Below are 19,740 nucleotides of genomic sequence, written 5' to 3'. Positions count from 1 at the left end.
AGCGTCCCGCCGGAGACGCTTCGTACGGCCGCCTTCCCGTGGGGGCTACCGATAGGTGATGTCCGAGCTGCTGTACAGGCAGTTCCTGCTGTCGGGGCCGGTCCCGACAGCGGAGTTGTTGTTGTACTTCTGGCAGGGGATGACCTTGCGGCTCGCGTCGTTCAGGATCGTGATCTTCCGCAGGGTCGCCACGTCGTTGCGGTTGGTGTTGATGCCGACGATGCGCGCGGTGCTCCCCGTGCCGGTCACCTCGATCGAGTTGAGGTTCACCTTGCGGGTGTACTGGGTGGAGCAGTCGCCGCAGGAGCGGTACAGGGTCTTGAACTCCTGCACGGCGAAGTTGGAGATGTTCACCGTGCCGCCGCCGTTGTGCTGGAAGACCTTGTCCGCGGCCTTCTTGGCGCCGCCGCCGATCACGTGGTACGTCGCGCCGGTGCCGCCCCGGAAGGTGGCGGCGTCCTCGCCGACGTCCTCCCACCAGACGTTCTGCAGCGTGCAGCTGCCCATGCAGTGGATGCCGTCGGCGGCCGGGGCGCCGAGGATGACGTTCTTCAGCACCGCGCCGTTCGACAGCCGGAGGATCGGGTCCTGGCTCTCGTCCTGGCCGCCACCGCCCAGGTTCCCGGTGCCGTAGAGGCGCTTCATCCCGTAGTCCTTGGTGCCGGAGATCGGGATGGTCGAGGAGACCCCTTGGCTGCCGTTGGGGGTCGGCCAGGTGGCGGCGCTCGCCGACTGGGCGCCTGTGGTCATGATCATGCCAATCGATAGCCCGAGGGTGGCCAGTGCGCCGGTCAGCGCGCGCCCGCGGGCGCGCGGTCGTGTCGCAGAAGACATGTCCCGATTCCTTCTGTCGTGGTGTGGGGGTGTCGGAGCTTGTCCGCGCCCGCACCGGACGTCACCGGGGTGACGACCGACGGGGCGGGCTCCGCCGTGTCCTTGAACGTGTTCCAGGGCGTGGTGACGTGGTCGGGGTCGTGGACCACGAACCGATGCCCAGGACCGTCGTGAACTTCGTACGCCATGCTGAACGCATTGCGCGGGCAGAGTGCCGCCTTCGCCCCGATAAGGCGTCGGTCGGTCAGACTGCTGAACGGAACGTAGGGGGCAAGCGCTTTCTAGTCAACGCTTCGCGCCGAACATATTCGGTCACCGTTGGGGATGCCGAGAGTGGCCCGGAGGTGCGCGCGGGAGCGCTTCCATCGTGAAGGCGGCCTACGGCGCCGATCCGGGCCCGGCGGCCACCGACTCGTCCGCGACGGCTGGACGCGCACCCGACGACCGGCGCCTGGAACACCGGCCTCACGGCCTCGGTGACGATCACCGCAGCGTCAGCATCGGCTACCGGGCGAGCCGCACCGGGGCCGATGGGCCACCGGCCTCCTTCACGCTCACCGGCACCGCCTGTACGGCTGGCTGACCCCGGGCGCGGCACGGCGGCCGAAGGGTCCAGGAAGGGTCCATGCCCGGCTGCCCGAGTCTGTCGCGGGATCCCATGTCCCTGTTTGCCCTGGTTTCCGTCATTCCCGCGGGTGACACCTCGTATCAAGGGAACACGGCGGGGTGAAAGACGGACCTGCCAGGGAGCGTGAGTGTCATGGCACGGCAGATGACCCTGACCGACCTCCCGGGACCGCTGCGCGCACCGGTGACGGCGCTGCGCAGGATGCCCGGAGCCGGGATGGTGACCAAGGCGGCCGGTGGTGCGCTGGACGCGGTCGGCGCCGTGTCGCCGCGCAGGCGTCGAGTGGCGGTGTACACCGGGGCCGGGCTCCTCGGAGTCGCGGGCGTGGTGGAGTGGCCTGTCGCCCTCACGGTGGCGGGCGTGACCTGGCTGACCCAGCCGAAGCCGAAGCCGAAGCCGGAGCCGGAGCACGAGGGCAACGGGGCCGCCACCACGACGGACGGCGGCAAGACGACGTCCGCCAAGCCGTCCCCGGCCAGGCGTACGACGTCCAGCGGTGGGAAGTCGGCGACCCCGAGTCGGCGTACGACCTCCACGAGCAGGCGTACGACGTCCAGCGGTGGGAAGTCGGGAACAGCCGGTAAGCGGAGTTCGACCAGCAGCAGCCGGCGCAAGGCGACCACCAGCGGCGGATGAGGAACGGCGGGCCGGAGGCCGGCCGTCCGGCCCGCCGGACATACGAGCAAAGGGCATGACATGGGGCTTTGGTTGACGGGCTCATCGGCGGCCGTCTCCGGCATCGTCATGGCCGGGCCGCGCCTGCTGGTGCGCGGCACCGCGCCCGCGGTCGGAGCGGCCGCCGGAGCTGTGGCCGGAACCGCGCGCGCCGGAGTGCGCGGCGCGGAGGCCGTGGTGAGGGTGTCGCGGGTGGCGCGTGGGGCGCTGCCCGGAGGGGCGCGCCACTGGCGGGCCGGTCGCCGGGTGCATCTCGCGCTGCGGGCGGCCTCCGAGCCGGAGCAGGCGGACCAGGCCGCACGGGCCGGGGCCACCGCGCGGGCGGCGCGGCGGATGGCGGAGGCCCTCGCCGAACACCCGGACGTGGCCTACGCCTACTGGGACGGCGGCCTGGCCCGGCTGGTGGTGGCCGCGACCGAGGCGGCCCTGACCGACCGGGTGCTGGAGCGGGCCAACGAACTCGCCGACCGGCACGGCCTGGCGCCCGCCGACGACGCGATCGAGGAGTTCTCGCACCCGGGCGATCCGGCCGAGATGCGGACCGTGTCGGCGGCGCTCGTGGCCGACGCGGCGGGCATCGTCGCCGCGGTCACCGGATCCATGATGCGGCTGCCGCCCTCGCCCCGGTTCGTCACCGCGGGCGTGACCCTGCTGCGCGAGAACCCCCGCTTCCGCGGCTGGCTGCGCACCCGTTTCGGCGCCTCCCGTACGGACCTGATCCTGGCGGTCGCCAACGCGGCCGCCCACGGCGCCGGACAGACCCCGACGTCCCTGGTGCTCGACGGCGCCCTGCGGTCCCTCCAACTCGCGGAGGTGGTGGCGCGCGCGGCCGCGTTCGACTGGGTGCACGACCAGGTGTGCCGGCCCGGACGGGACGACGTGGCCGCACACCGCTTCCCGCGCCCGCCGCTGCGCACCTCACCGGCCCAGCAGTACGCCGTCCACGCCGAGACCGGCAGTGTGGTGGGCGCCGCCGTGACGCTGCTGGTCAAGCACAGCGGCGCCGAGGCGGCCGAAGCGGTCCTCGCGGGCTCGCCGAAGGCCGCCCGCTACGGCCCCGCCGCCTTCCACGCGGTGCTGGGCTGTGCGCTGGCCCGCAACGGGGTGCTGGTGCGCAACATGGAACGGCTGCGCCAACTGGAGACGGCCGGCACGGTCTTCCTGCATCCGAGCGCCCTGCACAGCGCGGACGGCAGCGCCGACCCGTGGGCGGAGGCCGTCCTGGACGCGGCGCGCCGCGCCGGGCTGCGGGTCGTGGTGGTGGCCGATCCGGCGCTGGGCGAGTTCACCGCCCTCGCGGACCACATCGTCCCCGCCGACCGGCCAGCCGGCGAGGTGGTGGAGGGGCTGCGTGGCCGCGGCGGTGTCATCACGGTGGCCCGGCCGTCCTCCTCCGACGACACCGACGCGCTGTCCGGGCTGCTCGCCGGGGACGTGGCCGTCGCGCTCGCCGACGGGGACGCCGCCGTCGCGTGGGGCGCCGACCTGGTCGCGCCGGGCGGACTGGCCGACGTGTGGCGGTTGCTCAGGGCGGTGCCCGTGGCCCGCGGGGTCGGCCGGCGCTCGCAGGTCCTGGCCCGCTCCGGCGCCGCTCTGTCCGGACTGCTGGTCGCCGTCGGCGAGTCGGGCGCCGGCCGGATGCCGCTGATCGGCCTGCGGCACGCGCCCGTCGACATCGGCGCGGCCCTCGCCCTGCTGAGCGGGGCTCGATCCGCCGTCGGCGTGGCGGTGGCCCGCGCGCCGCACCCCCGGCCGCGGGTGCCCTGGCACGCCCTGAAGGTGAGCGACGTACAAAAGCGGCTGGAACGCCGGACGGAGGAACCGGCGACGCCTGCCGCAGCGGCCACCGGCCGGGTCCGCAGGGCGGCGCGCAGCGTCGTACGCGCCCCGGGCATGCAGCCGGTCCGCTGGACGCTCCAGCTCGGCCGGGCGGTACGCGGCGAACTGGACGATCCGCTCACGCCCGTGCTGGCGGTCGGCTCGGCCGCGTCGGCGATCCTCGGCTCCGTGGTGGACGCCCTGCTGGTCGTCGGCGCCCTCGACCTGAACGCGCTGGTCGGCGGTGTGCAGCGGCTGCGCGCCGAACGGGCGCTGTCCGGGCTGGTCGCCGAGCAGAAACAGAAGGCCCGCGTCACCGACGGCGACGCGACGGGCGCGCGGACCGTGGACGCCACCCGGCTGCACCCCGGCGATGTGATCGAGCTGAAGGCCGACGACGTCGTACCGGCCGACGCGCGCCTGCTGTGGGAGGACGGCCTGGAAGTGGACGAGTCGGCGCTGACCGGCGAGTCCCTGCCCGTCGACAAGCAGACGGAGCCCACGCCGACTGCCGCTGTCGCCGACCGCCGCTGCATGGTGTTCGAGGGCACGACCGTGGTCGCCGGACAGGCGCGGGCCGTGGTGGTGGAGACCGGCGAGCGCACCGAGGCGGCCCGGGCCGTCCACCTCGCCGCCCGCAAACCCCCGGCCGCGGGCGTCCAGGCCCGGCTGCAGGAACTCACCAGCAAGGCACTGCCGTTGACCATGGCGGGCGGCGCCGCGGTGACCGGCCTGTCGCTGCTGCGCGGCACGCCGATCCGGGAGGCCGTCAGCGGGGGCGTGGCGGTGGCGGTGGCCGCGGTTCCCGAGGGGCTGCCGCTGGTGGCCACGGTGGCGCAACTGGCGGCCGCCCGCCGGCTCAGCCACCGGGGCGTCCTGGTGCGGGCACCGCGCACGCTGGAGGCGCTCGGCCGGATGGACACGGTCTGCTTCGACAAGACCGGCACCCTGACCGAGAACAAGCTGCGCCTGGTGCGCGTGACCGACGCCGACGGAAAGGCCCGTACGCCTCAGGAGGCCGCGGACACCGAGACCATGCTGGTCGCGGTACGGGCCTGTCCGCAGCCGGAGGAGGGCCCCGACAAGCCGGTGCACGCCACCGACGAGGCCGTCCTGGCCGCGGCCGGGCGGGACCCCGAGTGGGTGCAGACCGAGGGCCGGCCGTTCGAGGCGGGCCGCGGATACGCCGGTGCCGTGGGCCACGTGGGCGGCGGGAAGCGGGTGTTCGTGGTCAAGGGCGCGCCGGAGACCGTGCTGCCGGCCTGCCGTGACGTGCCCGAGCACGCCCACGAGAAGGCTCATGAACTGGCCCGGGACGGGCTGCGGGTGCTGGCGGTCGCCCAACGGCCGCTGGACGACGGGGAGAAGGACGCCGAGGTCTGCGAAGAGCCCCTGGAAGGGCTGGAGTTCACCGGGCTGCTGGCGCTGGCCGACGTACCGCGCGAGTCGTCCACCGCGCTGGTGCACGGGCTGCGCGAGGCGGGCGTACGACCGGTCATGCTGACCGGCGACCACCCGCAGACCGCCCGTGCGATCGCCGTCCAGCTGGGCTGGCCCGAGGACACGGCCGTGGTCACCGGTGACGAACTGGCCGCCGCGGACCGCTCCGAGCGGGCCCGGATGCTGCACGACGTGGGTGTGGTCGCCCGGGTCGCGCCCGAGCAGAAGCTCCAGGTCATCGAGGCGCTGATGGACTCCGGCCGGGTGGTCGGCATGGTGGGCGACGGCGCCAACGACGCGGCCGCCATCCGCGCCGCCGACATCGGTGTGGGCATCAGCGCCCGTGGTTCGGCGGCCGCCCGCAACGCCGCCGACCTGGTGCTCACCAACGGTGACATGACGGTCCTCGTCGAGGCGGTCTCCGAGGGCCGCGCGCTGTGGCACAGCGTCGCCGACGCCGTCGCCATCCTGATCGGCGGCAACGCGGGCGAGGTCGGCTTCGGGATCGTCGGCAGCCTGCTCGGTGGGGCCGCGCCGCTGTCGACCCGTCAGATGCTGCTGGTGAACCTGTTCACGGACCTGTTCCCGGCGATGGCGGTGGCGGTCACCCCGCAGCGGGACGTGCGCGAGGAGGCGAGCGCGGGCAGTGCGCCGCTGGGTACGACGCTGCTCGGTACGCCGCTGATGCGGCAGATCCGGCACCGGGCGCTGACCACGTGCCTCGGCGCGGTCGCGGCCTGGCTGATCGGTCGCTTCACCCCCGGGTCGGCGCGCCGCACCACCACGATGGCCCTGTGCGCCGTGGTCGGCACCCAACTCGCCCAGACCCTCGCCGACCGCCGCGAGAGCCCTCTGGTCCGCCTGACGGTCCTCGGCTCCGCCGTTGCCCTGGTCGCCCTGGTCGAAACCCCGGGCGTCAGCCAGGCCCTCGGCTGCACCCCGCTCGGCCCGATCGCATGGGTGGGGGTCCTGGCAGCCATCGCGCTGGCGGTGACGGGCCAGCGGGCGCTGCCGCAGTTGGAGCGGGCGGTTGTGCGGTTGGGGCAGCGCGGGGGCGCACTGCAGGTGACAGGGGCGGGCGGCTGAACTCCGGACGACCTCAGCGTCTCGTCCCGGTCGGGAACGCGCGGCGGACGGGCCGGCCGTCCGCCGCCGGTCGGACCGCACTCACCCTCCGGAAACGCGGGCCGGGGCCGACGCCGACCGAAACACCGCGCCGCCGTCCGGCGCACGGGGGTCGTGTGGCGGGTCCGGGTCGGTCGGGTTCGTTGCGGTTGTGTCGTCCTGGTCCTGGGCGGGGTCGCGTGGTGGCCCCGGCGGATCCAGTCCGCTGCCGTTGCATCGCCCTACCCCGGCCGGGGTTCGCGCGGTGGCCCCGGCCCGACCGAGCCCCCTCCCGGTCGCATCGCCCTACCCGGTCAGGGGTCGCCTGGCGGCCCCGCCGACTGAGCGGCTACGGTCTGCATCGCCTCACCCCGGTCACGGATCACGCGGCGGCCGCACGGCGGCCGAGCCCGGTGCCCCGCCTCACACCGACCGGTGATACTGCTCCGGCACCCGCACCTCGCCCCCCAGCTCCCGTGCCGCATGTCGTGCCCACGACGGGTTGCGGAGGAGTTCGCGGCCCAGCAGGACCGCGTCCGCCTCGCCGTTGGTGATGATCTTCTCGGCCTGTTCGGGCTCGGTGATCAGACCGACCGCGGCGACCGGGAGGGACGTCTCGGCCTTCACCCGGGCCGCGAACGGGACCTGGTAGCAGGGGCCCGTCGGGATGTGGACGCCGGAGGCGTTGCCGCCGGTGGAGACGTCCAGGAGGTCCACGCCGTGGGCCTGGAGGCCGCGGGCGAGGCGGACCGTGTCGTCCGCGGTCCAGCCGCCCTCCTCAAGCCACTCCGTCGCCGAGATACGGAAGAACAGCGGCTTGTCGTCCGGCCACACCTCCCGTACGGCGTCGACGACTTCGAGGGCGAACCGGGTGCGGTTCTCGTACGAGCCGCCGTACGCGTCGGTGCGGTGGTTGGAGTGCGGCGAGAGGAACTCGTTGATCAGGTAGCCGTGCGCGCCATGGATCTCCACGATCTCGAAACCGGCCGCGAGTGCCCGCCGCGCCGCATCCGCGAACTGGCCGACGACCTCCTGAATCTGCGCCACCGTCAGCTCACTCGGCACCGGATGCCGCTCGTCGAAAGCCACCGCGCTCGGCGCCACCGGCCGCCACCCGTACGCCTCCGGCCCGACCGGCGCCCCGCCCTTCCACGGCTGGCCGGTCGACGCCTTGCGCCCGGCGTGCGCGAGCTGGATCGCCGGTACCGTCCCCTGCGAGACGAGGAACCGCGTGATCCTGCGGAACGCCTCGACCTGCCGGTCGTTCCAGATGCCGAGGTCCTGCGGCGAGATCCGCCCCTCGGGGCTCACCCCCGTGGCCTCGACGATGATCAGCCCCGTGCCGCCGGCCGCCCGGGCGGCGTAGTGCGCGAAGTGCCAGTCGCCCGGCACACCGGTCTCAGGCCCTTCCGGCGCGGCCGAGTACTGGCACATGGGCGGCATCCACACCCGGTTGGGGATCGTCACATCGCGCAGGGTGTAGGGCTCGAAGAGCGCACTCACGGCGGACTCCATTCATCACGGGACCGGTGGTCGACTCGTACGATAGACCTCGTAGTACGGCGGATGTCAAACTACGAGGGTTCTCGTACAATGGGGAGTCCCGGACGAAGTGGAGCCGCCGTGACGCCCGCCGCCCCCACCACCAACAGCCGAGCCCTGCCGCACCCGGCGCGCGAGGACATCCGGCTGGAAGACGTGCTGCACGCGCTCTCCGACCCGATGCGGCTGCGCATCGTGCGCGAGCTCGCCGCCGGCGCAGGCGACGAGCTCTCCTGTTCGCACTTCGACCTGCCGGTCACCAAGTCCACGACCACGCACCACTTCCGGGTGCTGCGCGAGAGCGGCGTGATCCGGCAGGTCTACCGCGGCACGGCCAAGATGAACGGCCTGCGCCGCGACGACCTAGACGCTCTCTTCCCGGGACTTCTCGACAGCCTGCTCGCCGCCGCCGACCGGCAGGCCGCCCGACTGGGTGTCGCCGACTGAACCGCCCTGCGCGGGAAGGTGGTTGAAGAGCAGGTTGAGGACGATCGCGGTGAGGCAGCCCGCGCTGATCCCGCTGTGCATGACGGTCTGGAACCAGTCCGGGAACCGGTCGTAGATCGTCGGCACCCCGACCGGCAGCACACCCACCGCCACCGACACGGCCACCACGGTGAGGTTGTGGTTGCCCCTGAAGTCGACCTCGGCCAGCGTCCTCAGGCCGCTCGCCGCGACCGTCCCGAACATCACCAGCCCCGCGCCGCCGAGCACCGGCGCCGGAATCGCCGCCACCACCGCGCCCAGCTTGGGCAGCAGCCCGAGCAGCACCAGCATGCCGCCCGCCGCCGCGACGACCCAGCGACTGCGCACCCGGGTCATACCGACCAGGCCCACGTTCTGCGCGTACGCCGTGTACGGGAAGGTGTTGAAGACCCCGCCCAGCACGGTGGACAGCCCGTCGGCCCGCAGTCCGTCCGCCAGTGAGCGCGGCTCGACTTTCCGCCCGGTCATCTCGCCGACCGCGATGAAGTCACCCGTCGTCTCGGTCATGCAGACCAGGGCCACCACCAGCATCGACACGATCGCCGACACCTCGAACGTGGGCGCACCGAAGTGGAACGGCGTGCTGATCCCCACCCAGTCGGCATCCTTGACGCCACCGAAGTCCGTGAAGCCGAACGGCACCGCCACCGCCAACCCCACCGCGATCCCGACCAGCACCGCGATCCGGCTCAGGAACACCGGCGCGAACCGCTGCACACCCAGAACCACCGCCAGTACGAAGGCGGCCAGCGCCAGGTTCTTCGGCGCCCCGAAGTCCGCGGAACCCGCGCCACCGGCCGCCCAGTTGCCCGCGACCGGCAGCAGCGAGACACCGATGATCAGGATCACCGTGCCCGTGACCAGCGGCGGAAAGAAGCGCAGCAGTTTCCCGAACACGGGCGCCAGCAGCACGATCGCCAGTCCCGCGACGATCACCGAGCCGTAGATCGCGGGCAGTCCGCCGCCCGTCGTCCCGATCAGCACCATGGGCGACACCGCCGCGAACGTACAGCCCTGCATGATCGGCAGCCGCACGCCGAACCGCCAGAAACCGACGCACTGGATGAGCGTGGCCATGCCGCACACCAGCAGATCCGCGGTGATCAGATACGCCAGGTCCGCGGGCGGCAGCCGCATCGCACCGCCCACGATCAGCGGCACGGCCACCGCGCCCGCGTACATCGCGAGCACATGCTGCAACCCGAAGGCGGCCAACTGCCGTGCGCGTGGGACCTCGTCGACGGGATGGACGGGCGCGGTCGATGCCATGGGCACTCCAGAGCGGCGGGTGAGCGGGAACATCCGAACAGCCCCAGACCGTATGCGTCTTGAACAGTTTGTTGATTTCCGGTGTGTTGCCGCCCTGTGTCACGGCCACCTGCCGCGGCACGGCTCTGCTACGACGCGCCGCGCGCCGCCGCCAGCAGGGACTCCCAGTCCGGCAGCTTGACCACACCGCGCCCGAGCGAGGCCCCGAGCTCCGCCTCCGCCCGCTCGATGGCCCGCCACCCCGACCACTCGACCGGCTCGACCCCCTCGGCCCGCAGTGCGACCAGCGGATCGTCCCGGACGTCCTTCCGTACGAGGACGGCGGCGTCCTCCAGCAGCGACAGCACCGTCTCCTTGGCGCACGGGCGGTTGGTGCCGATGACGCCGGTCGGGCCGCGCTTGATCCAGCCCGCCACGTACTCGCCCGGCGCGACGACACCGCCGCGCATCACGCGCCCGGCCAGATGCGGCACGGTGCCGGTCGCCGGATCGAACGGCAGCCCCTCCAGCGGCACCCCGCGATAGCCCACCGACCGCAGCACCAGCTGGGCCTCGATGTCCTCGTACCGGCCCGTCCCCGTCACCCCGCCCCGCCCGTCCGGCAGCGTCCGCTCGAACCGCACCGCGCCGACCCGCCCGCCGTCGGCCAGCAACTCCACCGGGCGCAGGAAGAACCGCAGCCGGATCCGGCGCGGCAGGCCCTTCGGCGGCTCGGCCGCCCAGCCGCGCAGCACCTCCACGTTGCGGCGCTGCACGGCCGGCAGCGCGGACGGGTCGACGTACGCCGGATCGAGGGCCAACTCGTCCGGGGCCACGCTCACTTCGGCACCCGGCAGGGCGCCCAGCTCACGCAGCTCCTTGGTGGTGAACCGGGCCTGCGAAGAGCCGCGCCGCCCCACCATGTGGATGGCGTTCACCCGGCTCGCCGTCAGCGCGGTGAGCGCCGCCTGCGGCATGTCCGTGGGGCTCAGCTCGGCCGGGCCGCGCGCCAGGATCCGGGTGACGTCCACGGCGACGTTCCCCACGCCGATGACCACGGCCGACCGCGCGCCGAGCACGAAACCGTCCGCCACGGCGTCCGGATGGGCGCTGTACCAGGACACGAACTCGGTCGCCGAGAAGCTGCCCGGCAGGTCCTCGCCCGGGATCCCGAGATGCCGGTCGGTGGCGGCGCCCACGCAGTACACGACGGCGTGGTACAGCTCCCGCAGCCGGGCGGCCGGCACCCCGCCGGCGCCGACCCGGACGCCGCCGAGGAACCGCACCCGCTCGTGCTCCAGCACCGTCCGCAGGTTGTTCTGCAGCGACTTGATCTTCTCGTGGTCGGGTGCCACGCCGTAGCGCACCAGCCCGTACGGGCAGGGCAGCCGGTCCAGGACGTCGACCAGCACGGCGGGGTCCTGCTGGACGAGGGTCTGGGCGGAGTAGACCCCGCTCGGTCCGGAGCCGACGACGGCGACACGCAGCACGGCGGAACTCCTTCGTCCGGTGGGACACCGGGAATCGTCCGGTGCGTCACAGGAGGTCGCTGATGGCTCCAGCATTGCACTGCCGCGGCTCCGCTGACAGGGTGCCGGGCGCAGAACGGGACGCGTGTCCCACCGAATGGAGTGTGATCATGCGGTTACGTTCCGCGTGTGCTCGAAGCATCCTTTCTTAATCTTTCTGATCGCCGTCCCGAGGACGGTGCGGTGTCCGTGTGGCCCGCGTGGAAGGTGCGGGACGGCGACGGGGTGACGGCGTGGTTCCAGGTGCGGCTGGCCTTCGCCGACGGCGCCACGGTCGACGCGCTCGCCGTCATGGCGGCCGGATACGTGCGCATCGAGGACGTCCAGGCGCGGCCCGCGCTGTCGCTGGCCGATCTGACGGTGCTGGCCGAGTGGATCGAGAGGCCGCTGTTCGACGCGTGCGGGGTGGAGCCCTGTGGGGAGACCGCGCCAAGTCAGACCTGTGAACCGTATACCTGGAGCTGTGAACCAGGTGACGAGCAGGCAGGCACCCGTCGTGCCCGGCCCGCCTGGCCCCGGGGCGTCGAGGGGCGGCGGCTGGTCGCGCAGGAGTACCGCGCCGCGCAGGCGGAGGGCGTCGACCCGGTCCTCGCGGTGATGTGCGCGACCGGCCACAGCCGCCGCCGGTCGCTGCGGCTGATCGCGCAGGCTCGCGACGCCGGTTTCCTGACCCCACGTCACGCACGCCGCTGACCGGGTCGGTTACCGCGCGCAGCACCCCGCGCACCGCTGGCAGCATCCCGCGCACCGCGTGCACCGCGCACCGCTCGCAGCACCCTGCGCACCCCGCATCCCGCGCACCGCTCGCAGCACCCTGCGCACCGCTGGCAGCGTCCCGCGCATCCCGCGCGTGCACCGCTTGCAGCACCCCGCGCACCCCACGCACCGAGCCGCTCACCCCTCACCGCTCACAGCATCCCGCGCATCCGTGTGATCTCGCTGGTCTGCTGGGCGATCACGTCGTCGGCCATTTCTTCGATCCGCACGTTGTTGCCCTGCGCCTTCACCTCGGCGGCCATGGTGATCGCCCCCTCGTGGTGAGTGATCATCAGCCTGAGGAAGAGCTGGTCGAACGCCTTTCCCCGCGCCGCCCGCAGCTTGTCCAGCTGCGCCTCGGTCGCCATGCCCGGCATCCCCGCGTGATCGTGACCGCCGCTCTCCTCGGCCTTCCCGTGCTCCTTCAGCCAGCTGCGCATCACCTCGATCTCCGGCTGCTGCGCGGCCTCGATCCGCTCGGCCACCTTCCTCACCTGCGACGACTCGGCGCGGTCCGGGACGAGTTCGGTCATCTCCAGGGCTTGTGCGTGATGCTCGATCATCATGCGCGCGTAGTCGACGTCGGCGGAGTTGGGGGAGTCGTCGTCGGCGCGCTGCTTGGCGGCGTCCTCGGCGGACAGGGTCCGGTTCGCCTCTCCGGGCCCGCCGGGCACGATCACCGATGGGCCCCTGCTGCCGTCCGGCTCGGGGGCCGCGCCGGAGTCGCAGGCCGTCAGCCCCAGGACGGCCAGCACGGCCAGTGACGCCGTGACGCGGAGCCCGCGGGCGAAAAACTGCGTGACATATCGGTTTCCCTCTGTTGATCTGTGCATGGCGAAGACGATACTGCGGGGGTCCGTGAACCGTTCCTGGCGAACGGAAGAAGGGAAGACGCAGTGATCCTGTCGAACGATCCCCGAACGCGGCTCAGACGTCTCGGCGTTGCCACCGCCGCGGCCGGACTCCTGGCCGCGCTGCTGACGGCCCATCCGGCGACCGCGGTCCCCGACCCGGGGGACAGCCCGCCGGCCGGAAAGGAGGTCTCCCGCAGCACCCAGGCCGAAGTGCGCAAGGCGCTGGAATCCGGGGAGATACCCGGCCAGGACGAGATCGTCCACTCCGCCAACGTCGAGCACCTGACCAACATCCCCAAGGACGTACTGCCCGGCACCAACTCGGATCTGGCGTTCCAGGGCCGATACGCCTTCGCCGGCAACTACGACGGCTTCCGCATCTTCGACATCAGCAACCCGAGGGCGCCGAGGACGGTCGCCCAGGTGCTGTGCCCCGGCGCGCAGAACGACATCTCCGTCTCCGGCGACCTGCTGTTCCTGTCCACCGACTCCTCGCGCAGCGACAGCAGTTGCAGCAGCACCACGCAGCCGGTGACCGAGAAGTCCTCCTGGGAGGGCATGAAGGTCTTCGACATCAGCGACAAGCGCAACCCGCGGTACGTCGCCGCCGTCGAGACCGCCTGCGGCTCGCACACCCACACGCTGGTGCCCGAGCGCCGCAACGTCTACGTCTACGTCTCCTCGTACTCGCCCAACGCCGCCTACCCCGACTGCCAGCCGCCGCACGACGGCATCTCGGTCATCAAGGTGCCGCGCCGCGCCCCCGAGAAGGCGGCGGTCGTCGGATTCCCGGTGCTCTTCCCGGGCGAGGGCCCCGACGGCGGCGGCAACCCGGGCGGACCCACCAACCCGGGTGTCTCCAAGACCACCGGCTGCCACGACATCACCGTGCTGCCCTCGAAGGACCTCGCGGCGGGTGCCTGCATGGGTGACGGCATCCTGCTCTCCATCAAGGACCCGGAGCGTCCGAAGGTCATCGACCAGGTGCAGGACAACGTCAACTTCGCGTTCTGGCACTCGGCGACCTTCAACCAGAAGGCCAACAAGGTCGTCTTCACCGACGAGCTGGGTGGCGGCGGCGCGGCCACCTGCAACGCGGAGATCGGCCCGAACCGCGGCGCCGACGGCATCTACGACATCGTCGGCAAGGGCGACAAGCGCAAGCTCGTCTTCCGTAGCTACTACAAGATCCCCCGGCACCAGGCGGACACCGAGAACTGCGTCGCCCACAACGGCTCGCTGATCCCGGTCAGGGGCAGGGACATCATGGTCCAGGGCTGGTACCAGGGCGGCGTGTCGGTCTGGGACTTCACCGACTCCGCGCGCCCGAAGGAGATCGCCTACTTCGAGCGCGGCCCGATCAGCACCGAGCGCCTCACGGGCGGCGGCTCCTGGTCGGCGTACTACTACAACGGCTACATCTACTCGAACGACATGGTGAAGGGCTTCGACGTCCTGAAGCTCAACGACCGGCGCACGGATCCCGCGCGGTGGGTCAAGCTGCGCGAGCTCAATGTGCAGACGCAGCCGGACTACCGCGGCTTCGACGACGACTGATCGTCGCCCGTCGCGAAGAAGCGGGACACATCCGCGTCGCACGTCCCGCCGGGCGCCTCGGTGTCCGGCGGGACCCCCAGCTCCCAGTCGAGCTGGTAGCGCCGGAACAACTCGGCGCGCAGGGGAGTGATCGGCATCCCCACGTTCGGCAGCACCATCGCGTAGACCGCGCCCATGAGCAGTGCGCGCAGCATCGGATAGTCGGTCCCGGTGTCGCACGAGCCGTGCCGGGCGACGGTGTCCCGCAGCAGTTCCGCGAGCCGCTGCTGCTCGGGGCACTGCACGAAACCCTCGGTGTCGAGCAGCCCCGCCATGTGCTGGCGCATCAGCACGGGCCGGTCCCGGGCCAGCCCCAGGATCGCGTCGATGGCGCGCGCCATCCGCTCCCGGCCGTCCTCGGTGCGCGGCTCGCGCTCCAGCGCCTCCTCCAGGGTGCGGTGCATCAGCCGGTGCACGGCGGACTGCACCAGCCGGCGCTTGCCCGGGAAGTAGTACGACACCAGTCCACGCGCCGATCCGGCCCGGTCCGCGATGTCCGCGAGCGTCGTCGCTTCGTACCCCCGCTCGCTCACCAGCTCGACCGCCGCCTGCAGAAGCCGCTCCCGGGAACGCCGCCGCAACTCTTCATTGACCGAGGCGCTACGGGGGGTCATGCTGTAACTCCTGCGTTGACTGGCTGCCAGCCAACTATACTCAGCACGTCCGGACCGGCCCATGAGCGGCCGGTGCCGGTGGTGCCGTCCTGCCCCGGGCGACGCGGGGGATCGTCCGGGGTGGGCGGTGGTCCCTGGATCGGCGCACCGGCCGAGTCGGGATTCAGTTCACCAGGTCGAGCACCGGGCGCAGCCCGTCCGGCCGCCGGTCGGCCGGCAGATGGTCCACGAAGTGCACCGCGCAGCCCAGTGCCACCGCGCCGCCGTCCGCCCGCCGGTCGTCACCCACCATCAGCACCTCCCGAGGGTCGGCGCCGAGATCGGCGCAGGCCGCCGCGAACAGGCGCGGGTCCGGCTTGCGGATGCCGTGCTCGTACGACAGGGCGTATGTGTGCACGTACTCGTCGAGCCCGTGCGCACGGAAGACCGGGCGCAGGTCCCAGCCGATGTTGCTGACGACGCCGACGCCGATCCCGCGCTCCCGCAGCGTGCCCAGTACCTCGGCGGCGTCCGGGTACGGCCGCCACGCGTCCGGCGACATGTGGCGCTCGTAGAGGGCGTCGTGCAACCGGGGGTCGGGCAGCGGAACCTGGCGGGAGAGACCGGTGTAGGCGGCCCGGTGCTCCTCAGGGGTCCGGTCGCGGACCTCCCAGACGTCCGCGAGCTCGGCGGGGATGTGCTCGGGGAACGCTCCGCCGGGCAGCGCGCCCGCCGCCTGCAGCGCCTGCGCCGTCTTGGTGAACTCGGGCTCGGTCAGTGCCACTTCCGCCTCGGCGAGTACGGCACGCAGCCAGGCCTCGGTGGACTCGACACGGAAGAGGGTTCCGGAGAAGTCGAACAGCACGGCGGTCATGCGGTGATCCTATGGGCCGACGCGCGACGCCGGGCGTGGAACGGGGCCGCACACGAAGGTGCTGTGGCGCAGGGACCTCCGGTCAGGGACGCAGGCGCCTGTGGGCCGTCACCGCCAGGGCCACCATCATCGCCCCGAGCGACCAGCCGGCGACCACGTCCGTCGGCCAGTGCACGCCGAGCCACACCCGGGTCAGGCCGACGCCGACCACCGACACCACGGCCACGGTGAGGGCCGTACGGAACAGGGCACGACCGGCCCCGTGGTGGTGCAGAAGCCACAGCAGCAGGCCCAGTACCACCGTGGCGGTCATGGCGTGGCCGGACGGGAAGGCCGCGTAGTGGGCCGAGTCGACGGGGTCGGGCCAGTCCGGCCGTTCGCGGCCGACCGCGGCCTTCACGGTCTGCTGCACCCCGGTGCTCGCCGCCACGGCGACCACCAGCCACGCCGCCGTCCACCATGCCGAGCGCCGCCACACCAGCCACAGCACGGCAACCGCGCACAGGATGCGCATCGTCACCGGATCCCAGACCCAGTCCGTGAGGATCCGGCACACCTGCGTGAGCCCGGACTCCTCGACGGCCCAGCGGTGGGTGGTCCAGGAGACCTCGCGGTCCAGGACGATCACCGGCCCCCACTCGGCGGCGACCAGCACCAGGAGCAGCACCGAGATCGACGCCAGCGCGATCCCGGCACGGAGGGCCGTGTGATGGTCGGACGGACGGGGCGGGGACTCGACGGATGGGGTGTGCATGCTGCGATCTTTGCCGACTCCTGTGGCGGAAGGCCAATGGCCGAGGGTGCTGGGGCGCGGGAAGGCTTGATATGCGCGCCGGCGGAGCGTGCGGTGGCGCTCCGCCGAGCACACCTGGCGGGGCGGCAGTTGGACGCCGTACTCGTGCATGGGACGAGTGTTCAGAGCGTGATGAGCATCGCGACCATGGCGATGCCCATCGACACGCGGCAGGCCCGCGCCAGTTCGGGCCGGTCGCCCCACCCGGTGGGGCGCGGCGTGCCCGCCACCGCGGGTACCGGGATCAGCCTCGCCCCGCTCATCAGGACGTATCCGGCGAAGTAGAGCAGCAGCGCGCCGGTCACCAACGGGAGTCCGGAGCCGCCGTGTCCGTGTCCCTGCGCGGCGGCGGGGGAGTCGGCCATCGCCAACGCCATGTAGACCATGGCCGACGCACCCACCAGGTGGTGCAGATGGTGCCGGTCGCTGCGCGCCGCCCACAGGGCGCGCAGTGCCGCCGCGCCGAACACGACGGCGTAGACGGGCCAGGCCCACTGCGGTGGCGTGTACACCGCCGCCGGTACGGCCATCGCGGCCATGCCGAACCCCATCAGCGCCTCGTCCCCCGCGGTACGGCGCTGCTCCTCGACTCCGCTGCGCAGGCGCAGCAGGCAGTAGGCGCCGGTCGCCGCGCACACCGCGACCAGCAGCCAGCCCGACGCGGCCGGTCCGTGCACCCGCACCTCCCCGCTCGACGGTCGGTCAAGGGATGCCCGGTTGATAAGGGATGCCCGGTTCTGAGGAATGCCCGATTCATGCGGCGCGCACGCGAGCGCATGGGTGTACGCGGGGAGCGCTCGGGGGCGAGTGCATTTGGGGGAATGTTCACGCCCGCGCTGAGCGTGGTGGTCGCGCTCGCCCCGCCCAACTGCCCCTGCTCGCCATGGACGGCCTCGACCTGGCGATGTACACGCGGTCGTGCTGGTCACCGTCGGCGCCCTGCTGGCCGCCGTGCACAAGGTGGTGTGCGACGCCACCCGGCTCGGGCCCCCGGCAACGTCGTCCACACCTTCGTCAGCTCCGCCGCGCTGTTCGCCCCGCAGTCCCTGGACCAGGTGGCCCGCACGGCCCCGATCGCCGCGCCACCGCACAGCCCTTGAACGCCGCCGCCGCGTACGCCGGCACACGCGGCACCGGGGGAGGACACACGCGAGCTGCGCGGCACCCGGCCCGTGCCGTACGCGGGCGACCCGGACGCCGACGAACTGCTCGGCGTGGACTCGAACTGGCCGCACCCTACCGGCCGTTGCGGCGCGCTCTCGCATCCCTCGGCCCGATCGCCGCCCCGCACCGCCCTCGCCGGATGCGCTCCTGGCGGTCGGCATCGGGCCGCCCGTACTGGGCCCTGGTCACCACCACCCTCAACCAGGCCGACTTCACGCTCACCTGGAGCCGTGGTGTGCAGCGCGTCGTCGGCAACCTCGCGGGAGTCCTCGTCTTCGCCGCCCTCATCCCGCTCGCCCACCTCGGCGGGGCGGCGCTCGTGCTGTGCGGAGGCGCTGACCAGCCGGAACTACTGGCTCGGCAGCGTCGGCGTCACGCCGATGGCGTTGCTCATCGCCGAGTTCACCGGCTTCCAGGAGTCCGGTGTGCTGATGCCGAGCGGGTCGTGGACACCTTCGTCGCCGCGGTCGCCGTCACCAACCGGAGTGCGGGCACCCGCCTCGAACAGGCCCTGACCGCCGCCGAACGGGCCCGCGAGCGCATGGCCCGCCTGCTGGCCGGGCCGCAGCCCGCCGCCGACGTGCTGGGGGCCGCCCGCGCGCCCTCACCACCGCCCTCGTCGACCTGCGCGCCACCGCCGACGCCGCGTCCGGCGAGTGGTGGCAGCGGGCCTGCCCCAGGAGCGGGTCGTCCACGCCGAACAGGCAGGACACCGTACGCTCGCGGCAACGGTACGACGCCAGGGGCTGCTCCTGGACCGGGACGCGGACAGGACGACGGAGGACGCACGGCCATGACGGGGACGAACCGGCGGGGGGCCGACGGGGGAGACGCGGCGGATGCGGCGGGGCGGCGCGGCGCCGGTGGCGCGGGCCGCCGTGACGTCACCGGCGGCACGGATCCGACGGGCGGGGTGGGTCGCCGTGGCGGCATGGATCCGGCTGGCGGTGCGGGTCAGCGCGGTGACGTGGATCCGACGGGCGGGGTGGGTCGCCGTGGCGGCATGGATCCGGCTGGCGGTGCGGGTCAGCGCGGTGACGTGGATTCGACCGGCGGGGTGGGTCGCCGTGGCGGCATGGATCCGGCTGGCGGTGCGGGTCAGCGCGGTGACGTGGATTCGACCGGCGGGGTGGGTCGCCGTGGCGGCACGGATCCGACCGGCGGTGCGGGTCAGCGCCGCGACGCGGGCGCCTCCAGCGGCACGTCGGCCACCACCCGCTCGTCGGCCACCACCCGCTCGTCGGCCACCACCGGCACGTCGGCCACCAGCGGCACCGCCCGCCCCGGCGCCACCGGCCGTCCTGACACCGTCGCCGCCGTCGTCAGTCAGTGGCAGGCCGTGCACCCCGATCTCGACACCGGTCCCATGGAGATCATCGGCCGGGTCAACCGCTGTGCCGCCCTCCTCCAGCAGGCCGAGGACGCCCCGCTGCGGCGGGCCGGGCTCAGTCGGCCGGAGTTCGACCTGCTCGCCGCGCTGCGCCGGACCGGGCACGAGCTGACCCCCAGCGAACTTGCCCGGGAGACCTTCTCCTCCGGTGCCGCCGTCACCAAACGCCTCAAGCAGCTCACCGAACGGGCCCTGGTCGAGCGGCGCGGGGACGACCGTGACCGCCGTGTCGCCCACGTCCGGCTCACGGACGCCGGACGGGACCTCGTCGACGCCGTCCTGCCGGAGCAGCTCACCTACGAGGGTGCCGTACTGTCCGGACTCGACGCGCCGCAGCAGGGTGAACTCGCCGCCCTGCTGGGGGAGTTGCTCGTCCAGCTGGAGGGGCGCCTGGGGGCGCTGCGGGGGTGAGCATC

At 72.9% G+C, this 19,740-nt stretch carries 16 protein-coding genes; 7 read left to right on the top strand and 9 right to left on the bottom strand.

Annotated features, from left to right (window positions below; all coding sequences use genetic code 11):
• Positions 1 to 45: 45 nt before the first annotated feature.
• Positions 46 to 834, bottom strand: a complete 789-nt coding sequence (locus KWI83_RS12070; RefSeq protein ID WP_218514322.1) for a pectate lyase — start codon at positions 832 to 834, stop codon at positions 46 to 48.
• A gap of 760 nt (positions 835 to 1,594) precedes the next feature.
• Between KWI83_RS12070 and KWI83_RS12065 the strand changes: the two genes are divergently transcribed.
• Entirely contained in the window at positions 1,595 to 2,098 is a 504-nt protein-coding gene (locus tag KWI83_RS12065) for a hypothetical protein (RefSeq protein ID WP_218514321.1), read from the top strand.
• A gap of 60 nt (positions 2,099 to 2,158) precedes the next feature.
• On the top strand, positions 2,159 to 6,481 hold the full coding sequence (locus KWI83_RS12060) for a cation-translocating P-type ATPase (RefSeq protein ID WP_218514320.1): 4,323 nt from the start codon (positions 2,159 to 2,161) through the stop codon (positions 6,479 to 6,481).
• Positions 6,482 to 6,922: 441 nt separating this feature from the next.
• Here KWI83_RS12060 and KWI83_RS12055 read toward each other — a convergent pair whose 3' ends face one another.
• The gene (locus tag KWI83_RS12055; RefSeq protein ID WP_218514319.1) at positions 6,923 to 8,002 is read right to left on the bottom strand and encodes an NADH:flavin oxidoreductase/NADH oxidase; all 1,080 of its coding nucleotides are present in this window, start codon (positions 8,000 to 8,002) and stop codon (positions 6,923 to 6,925) included.
• Between the two features lie 120 nt (positions 8,003 to 8,122).
• Between KWI83_RS12055 and KWI83_RS12050 the strand changes: the two genes are divergently transcribed.
• On the top strand, positions 8,123 to 8,488 hold the full coding sequence (locus tag KWI83_RS12050) for a helix-turn-helix transcriptional regulator (protein ID WP_218514318.1): 366 nt from the start codon (positions 8,123 to 8,125) through the stop codon (positions 8,486 to 8,488).
• On the opposite strand, the gene KWI83_RS12045 is transcribed toward KWI83_RS12050, so the two are convergent.
• Positions 8,405 to 9,796 (bottom strand): nucleobase:cation symporter-2 family protein, encoded by a 1,392-nt coding sequence (locus tag KWI83_RS12045; protein WP_218514317.1) that lies wholly within the window; start codon positions 9,794 to 9,796, stop codon positions 8,405 to 8,407. The two genes, KWI83_RS12050 and KWI83_RS12045, sit on opposite strands and share 84 nt — an antisense overlap.
• Before the next feature lie 128 nt (positions 9,797 to 9,924).
• Positions 9,925 to 11,265 (bottom strand): FAD-dependent oxidoreductase, encoded by a 1,341-nt coding sequence (locus KWI83_RS12040; protein WP_218514316.1) that lies wholly within the window; start codon positions 11,263 to 11,265, stop codon positions 9,925 to 9,927.
• A 222-nt stretch (positions 11,266 to 11,487) separates the two neighbouring features.
• Between KWI83_RS12040 and KWI83_RS12035 the strand changes: the two genes are divergently transcribed.
• Entirely contained in the window at positions 11,488 to 11,997 is a 510-nt protein-coding gene (locus tag KWI83_RS12035) for a DUF6214 family protein (RefSeq protein ID WP_218514315.1), read from the top strand.
• A 215-nt stretch (positions 11,998 to 12,212) separates the two neighbouring features.
• Here the strand turns inward: KWI83_RS12035 and KWI83_RS12030 are convergent, their stop codons facing one another.
• Positions 12,213 to 12,893, bottom strand: a complete 681-nt coding sequence (locus KWI83_RS12030) for a DUF305 domain-containing protein (protein WP_218514314.1) — start codon at positions 12,891 to 12,893, stop codon at positions 12,213 to 12,215.
• Positions 12,894 to 12,956: 63 nt separating this feature from the next.
• Between KWI83_RS12030 and KWI83_RS12025 the strand changes: the two genes are divergently transcribed.
• Positions 12,957 to 14,471, top strand: a complete 1,515-nt coding sequence (locus tag KWI83_RS12025) for an LVIVD repeat-containing protein (RefSeq protein WP_218514313.1) — start codon at positions 12,957 to 12,959, stop codon at positions 14,469 to 14,471.
• On the opposite strand, the gene KWI83_RS12020 is transcribed toward KWI83_RS12025, so the two are convergent.
• The 4 genes from KWI83_RS12020 to KWI83_RS12005 form a co-directional block, all read right to left on the bottom strand.
• Positions 14,447 to 15,124, bottom strand: a complete 678-nt coding sequence (locus KWI83_RS12020; protein WP_218514312.1) for a TetR/AcrR family transcriptional regulator — start codon at positions 15,122 to 15,124, stop codon at positions 14,447 to 14,449. The two genes, KWI83_RS12025 and KWI83_RS12020, sit on opposite strands and share 25 nt — an antisense overlap.
• Before the next feature lie 163 nt (positions 15,125 to 15,287).
• Positions 15,288 to 15,977 carry an HAD family hydrolase gene (locus KWI83_RS12015; RefSeq protein ID WP_218514311.1) on the bottom strand — a complete coding sequence of 230 codons (690 nt, stop codon included), beginning with the start codon at positions 15,975 to 15,977 and terminating at the stop codon, positions 15,288 to 15,290.
• 82 nt (positions 15,978 to 16,059) lie between these two features.
• Complete coding sequence (locus KWI83_RS12010) at positions 16,060 to 16,731, bottom strand: phosphatase PAP2 family protein (protein ID WP_218514310.1); 672 nt, start codon at positions 16,729 to 16,731, stop codon at positions 16,060 to 16,062.
• A gap of 161 nt (positions 16,732 to 16,892) precedes the next feature.
• Positions 16,893 to 17,447, bottom strand: a complete 555-nt coding sequence (locus tag KWI83_RS12005) for a DUF5134 domain-containing protein (protein ID WP_218514309.1) — start codon at positions 17,445 to 17,447, stop codon at positions 16,893 to 16,895.
• 288 nt (positions 17,448 to 17,735) lie between these two features.
• Here KWI83_RS12005 and KWI83_RS40245 point away from each other — a divergent pair, with 288 nt between their 5' ends.
• Together KWI83_RS40245 and KWI83_RS11995 are read left to right on the top strand one after the other, a co-directional pair.
• Positions 17,736 to 17,870 carry a hypothetical protein gene (locus tag KWI83_RS40245; RefSeq protein ID WP_374106295.1) on the top strand — a complete coding sequence of 45 codons (135 nt, stop codon included), beginning with the start codon at positions 17,736 to 17,738 and terminating at the stop codon, positions 17,868 to 17,870.
• A 1,193-nt stretch (positions 17,871 to 19,063) separates the two neighbouring features.
• Positions 19,064 to 19,735 (top strand): MarR family transcriptional regulator, encoded by a 672-nt coding sequence (locus tag KWI83_RS11995; protein WP_218514528.1) that lies wholly within the window; start codon positions 19,064 to 19,066, stop codon positions 19,733 to 19,735.
• The last annotated feature ends 5 nt before the right edge of the window (positions 19,736 to 19,740 follow it).

This window comes from Streptomyces sp. TRM70350 (assembly GCF_019219825.1).
In the GTDB taxonomy this organism is placed as follows: Bacteria; Actinomycetota; Actinomycetes; order Streptomycetales; family Streptomycetaceae; genus Streptomyces.
The sequence above is the reverse complement of the archived record's forward strand: the minus strand, read 5'-3'. Positions and strand labels throughout refer to the sequence as shown.

Bases quoted from the DNA above. Each gene is read 5' to 3' on its own strand.
- KWI83_RS12070 (WP_218514322.1), bottom strand. From the start codon at position 834: ATGTCTTCTGCGACACGACCGCGCGCCCGCGGGCGCGCGCTGACCGGC.
- KWI83_RS12065 (WP_218514321.1), top strand. From the start codon at position 1,595: ATGGCACGGCAGATGACCCTGACCGACCTCCCGGGACCGCTGCGCGCA.
- KWI83_RS12060 (WP_218514320.1), top strand. From the start codon at position 2,159: ATGGGGCTTTGGTTGACGGGCTCATCGGCGGCCGTCTCCGGCATCGTC.
- KWI83_RS12045 (WP_218514317.1), bottom strand. From the start codon at position 9,796: ATGGCATCGACCGCGCCCGTCCATCCCGTCGACGAGGTCCCACGCGCA.
- KWI83_RS12030 (WP_218514314.1), bottom strand. From the start codon at position 12,893: ATGCACAGATCAACAGAGGGAAACCGATATGTCACGCAGTTTTTCGCC.
- KWI83_RS12020 (WP_218514312.1), bottom strand. From the start codon at position 15,124: ATGACCCCCCGTAGCGCCTCGGTCAATGAAGAGTTGCGGCGGCGTTCC.
- KWI83_RS12015 (WP_218514311.1), bottom strand. From the start codon at position 15,977: ATGACCGCCGTGCTGTTCGACTTCTCCGGAACCCTCTTCCGTGTCGAG.
- KWI83_RS12010 (WP_218514310.1), bottom strand. From the start codon at position 16,731: ATGCACACCCCATCCGTCGAGTCCCCGCCCCGTCCGTCCGACCATCAC.